This is a genomic window from Streptomyces sp. NPDC001027, from assembly GCF_040299045.1.
GTDB lineage: Bacteria > Actinomycetota > Actinomycetes > Streptomycetales > Streptomycetaceae > Streptomyces.
In genome coordinates this window covers 1-4235 of sequence record NZ_JBEPBI010000421.1, presented here as the reverse complement: position 1 = coordinate 4235, position 4235 = coordinate 1, and the positions used below count along the sequence as shown (strand labels likewise).

Below are 4235 nucleotides of genomic sequence, written 5' to 3'. Positions count from 1 at the left end.
TACACGATCACACCGCGTCGAGATCCCCACCCCGCGTCGGCGTCGTTGGCCGACGGGCTCGCCACGGCGTTCGCCTCGGCTCGTCCGCCCCAGGGCGGGCGCCGCGCGACCGGCACGGACGCCGGCGGGGGACGCACGCTCTCCGGCTGACGGTCAGGCCGCCCGGCAGAGCGTCGCCGGGTCGGTCGGGGACGCGCCGCGAGCGGCTGCCGGGTGCACGGGACGCGCCGCACCGGCGGTGTCGACGCCTCGCACGCCGCCGCTCGTGGGGTCCGCGGCCGCTGAACGGCAGCGTGCGAAGACCACGAGGCGGAGCACCGCGAACCGCGCGACGCCGGCGAGTCCCGTGGCGGAGAGGTACACGACCTGTTCGAGCACCGCACCGGGCGTCGTCACCGACTGCTGCAGCACGAACATCGCCACGCAGGTCACCGCGTACGCCGCCGCCGCGGATCCGGCCGACTGCGCATGCTGCCGTCCCGTGGCGTGTCCGCCGGCGCCGAAGGTGAACCGGGCGTGCAGCTCGGTGGCGAGGAGCGTGGAAACCGCGGTGGTCAAGGCGTTGGCCAGAACCCAGGGCGTCCAGGTGGCGAGCGCCGCCACCGCGAAACTCGAGGCGACCCCCACTCCGCCGCCGCAGAGCACGAAGCGGGCGAAGGAGGCGAAGGCGCCGGACGCCCCCCGCGGCCCGCTCTGCCCTGTCCCCACGACCCCTCTCCCCGTCGCCCGATCACGGTCGCGTAACGCGCGCTTCCCGGCCCTCACAGCCCCTGCCCCCTCGTTCCTCATATCGGAAACGCTACGTTGCATTCATTGTTGCGGCAACTGATTTACCGCAAGAGAGAGCTACACACCCAGGTGAACGTGATGAAAATGTTGCAATGACGCCGCACTAACGCAACCCTCCCTCCTTTCTGTCCGTTGCAACGAGCGCAGATGAACGCTACGCCGAGGAGTCCGGCGAGAGCGGGCAGGTCCCTCGCCGGTCCCACCCAAGCCGAACCCACTCGCGTCTCACCGAAGGCGTGCTCGAGCGCGGCAGCCGACGGGGATGCGGCACGACGACAGCCGCCGGTCGACCGGGGCCCACGAGCACACGGCCCGCGAGCGCTCGGCCCGCGCCGCGTGCCCGTCCCGGTCACCAGCGATCTCCGGTGAACGCGCTGCTCACCTGGGTTTCCCGAGGGTTTCCCGTTGCCCGTCCGGGCGGGCAACTCCTGTGCGTCGACGAGACGGCCGCACCGCGAGCAGGCTGCTGTCGGGCACCCTCCCCACGGCGTCGACCCAACGCCGTGGTCGCCTCGCCCACGCCGACAGCACAAGGCCGGCCGGCCCTGCGACGACCGAGCACGGCCGGAGAGACGGGAAACGACATGAGAAGACACAGACAACGCGACCGCTACCGCGACGGAACACCGCACCGCCGCTTCCGACCGCTGCGGATGCTGCTCGCCGCCGCCGTGGCCGTCGCCTGCCTGGCCCTGCCCACAGCGGCGCCGGCGAGCGCGGCACCGACCGCACCGGCCGCCGACACCTGTGCGCCGCTGAAGGCGGGAGCGAGCATCGCCGCTCAGGACGCCGTCAACGTCGCCTGCCGCTACGTCGGTTGGATGTACGCCTGGGGCGGCGGCCACGCCGGGGGCCTGCCCGGCCCCAGCCAGGGCATGCTGGACACGGACGACCCGATCGATTCGATCAACGATCCGACGTACTGGAGCTTCGACTGCATCGGCCTCGTGCGCTGGGCCTGGTACAAGGCCACGCGCCAGGACATCATCAGCGAGCGCACCACGCAGTCCACCTGGCAGAACCCGGGCTATGCGCACACCAGGCTCACCAAGGCGCAGGGCGAGGCCGCGCTGCTGCCCGGCGACATCATGTACTTCGGTCAGGGGCTCAGCCACGTCGCCCTCTACCTCGGCAACGGCAAGCGACTCGAAGCGCCCGAATCGACCCAGGTCGTCAGGGTCTCCGACATCCCCTGGGCCTCCTACCAGGGTGCGCTGCGGCCCGAGGTCCCGGGCGTCTTCCCGGTGTGGGAGTACGACGGTCACGGCAAGCAGGTGAAGACCTGGGGTCAGCCGAACCTGCGCAACGACTCCACCACCGGCAGCAGCGGCGGCGTCAACTGGACCATCAACAACGGCATTTCCGTCGCCGTACGGGCACTGTGCCAGCGCGTGGGAGAACGGGCCACCGTGGACGGCATGGTCAACAACGTCTGGACCTATCTGCCGGACTACCGCAGCTGGATCAGCAACCTCTTCCTCCAGGGCCCGGCGATCACACCTGGTGTGCCGTCGTGCGGGGAGTACTCGAGAATCGGCGGCACGCTGGAGGGCGCCTCCTCCAACACCTCCTGCGGCGACGGCACCCCACCGGACTCCGCCGGCGCGTGGACTGCCAAGTCCGCCACCGTGTTCGGCCGCACCGTCGAGCTGCGCTACAACAGCACGACCGCCTGCGCCTGGGGCCGCATCGTCGGCGGCACGGTCGGCGACGAGATCTGGGTCGATCGCAGCAACAACGGCGGGGACACCTGGGAGCCGATGCTCGGCTACACGACCGTCACCTCGGGCGGCGACGCGTACACCACGCAGTGGAACGACAACGGCCTCGTGATGCGTGCCTGCGGCACCAACGGCAAGGGCGGCTCGATCGTCTGCACGGGCTGGTTCTGACTCCGTCTCCGCGTGGCGACGCCGTCCACGGCACAGGTCACCACGCGTAACCGGTTTCGACGGCGTGCCTGACTGCTGTCGGGCACGCCCTGCCCTGCATCGAGAACGCACGCCTGCCACTACATCGAGAACGAAGGAGAAACATGTTCGGGAAACACGTCAAAGCAGCCATGATCTCCACCGCGCTGGCCACCGTGCTGGCCGGAACCGCGGCCGCCCCCTCCGCGCAGGCGGCTCCGTCGGCGGCGGCCGCCGAGTGCGGCGTCCGGGCCCACGACGGCCGGCTGTGGTGCGGCAACCGCGGCGACGCACCGACCCGGCTCCAGCCGTTCCACGAGAGCCCCTTCAACGGCCTGCTGAAGTCGACGTTCAGCTACTTCACCTGCTGGTCGACGGGCGGACTGCACGGCGGCGGGAACACCACCTGGTACCGCACGGTGCCCGACTGGATCAGCGAGGGCAGGGAGGGTTACGTGCCGGCCGACTGGGTGTTCACTCCCAGCTGGTTCGACGCCGACCCGAGCAGGTACGGCCTGCGGCGCTGCTGACGAGACGGCCGCCGGCCCTCCCCGTCGAACGGCGCTGTCTCAGTCGGACGCGGCACGGTCGCGCCGGGCGTCGAAGAGTGCGACGGGGTGGGCCGTGGCCCCGGGTAGGCAGGAACACGTCGCGCCCCGACTCCGCGGCCAGCCGGTCCCAGAGCTCACGGGCGCGCAACAGCAGGGGCACGTACGCCGCGCCCTCGGCGTAGCCCTGCCGGTAGATGCGCGAGCCGCCGTGGCTGGCGCCGAGAGCGTGGACGGGCTCGAAACGCTCCAGGCCGAGCACCCGCTCCCCGCGCCGGGCGAGGTGGTGTGCGGCAGAGCTGCCCATGCCCCCCAGACCCAGCACGATGACGTCGTAGGTACGGGGCACCATCGCCCCTCCCGGCGCTCGGCGGACGCGCAGGCAGTGGTTCGAAGCGGTCGACGGCGCCCCGTACGCCTCGAAGGCATCCCGCACGGCGGACATGCCGACCGACGCCCCTGGCGTGCGAGTCCGGTTCAGGGTGTGTCCGCCGGTGACCGGGCGGATGTCGGCGACGGCTGCCGGAGATCGTGTCCGCGGCGCCACGGGGTAGGGGAAGGTGAAACGAGGAAGGGATCATCATGACGACGTACGTGATCACCGTGCCCGGCACCTTCACCGCCGGCGTCGGACACGACGCCCGGGTGCGGCTGGGCCGCGCCCTGCGCCCCGCCGATCCGCATCGCACGCGGATGGGAGACGCGCAGGACCTCGACCCGCTCACCGTGAACGAGGACGACACGTTCACCATCCGGCTCGCCGTCGAGGCGGACAGCGCCACGCACGCCGAGGAGGACGCCCGCCGGCTCGCGGACTCGGCCCTGCACGACGTGGGACTCGACGAGACCAGCGCGCCGCTGGGGCCGGCGGTCGTCACGGGCATCGACTCCGGGATCTAGGCATGTCCCGAGAGCGCCCGCCGGACCGATGAGGCGCTTTCGGTACGGAAGTCCCGGGGGCCGGTGCGGAGACGGCGCAGACCGGACC

The 4235-nt window shown here is 71.6% G+C and carries 4 protein-coding genes and 1 pseudogene; 3 read left to right on the top strand and 2 right to left on the bottom strand.

Annotated features, from left to right (window positions below; all coding sequences use genetic code 11):
• Positions 1 to 153: 153 nt before the first annotated feature.
• Positions 154 to 708, bottom strand: a complete 555-nt coding sequence (locus ABT300_RS41980) for a GtrA family protein (protein WP_351687851.1) — start codon at positions 706 to 708, stop codon at positions 154 to 156.
• A gap of 665 nt (positions 709 to 1373) precedes the next feature.
• Between ABT300_RS41980 and ABT300_RS41975 the strand changes: the two genes are divergently transcribed.
• Together ABT300_RS41975 and ABT300_RS41970 are read left to right on the top strand one after the other, a co-directional pair.
• Positions 1374 to 2681 carry an NlpC/P60 family protein gene (locus ABT300_RS41975; protein WP_351687848.1) on the top strand — a complete coding sequence of 436 codons (1308 nt, stop codon included), beginning with the start codon at positions 1374 to 1376 and terminating at the stop codon, positions 2679 to 2681.
• Between the two features lie 143 nt (positions 2682 to 2824).
• On the top strand, positions 2825 to 3229 hold the full coding sequence (locus ABT300_RS41970) for a hypothetical protein (RefSeq protein ID WP_351687845.1): 405 nt from the start codon (positions 2825 to 2827) through the stop codon (positions 3227 to 3229).
• Positions 3230 to 3344: 115 nt separating this feature from the next.
• Here ABT300_RS41970 and ABT300_RS41965 read toward each other — a convergent pair.
• Positions 3345 to 3596: pseudogene (locus ABT300_RS41965) on the bottom strand (FAD-dependent oxidoreductase); the annotation flags it as partial.
• Between the two features lie 233 nt (positions 3597 to 3829).
• Here ABT300_RS41965 and ABT300_RS41960 point away from each other — a divergent pair.
• Positions 3830 to 4147, top strand: coding sequence for a hypothetical protein (locus tag ABT300_RS41960; protein WP_351687843.1), 318 nt, complete (start codon positions 3830 to 3832; stop codon positions 4145 to 4147).
• Positions 4148 to 4235 lie beyond the last annotated feature (88 nt).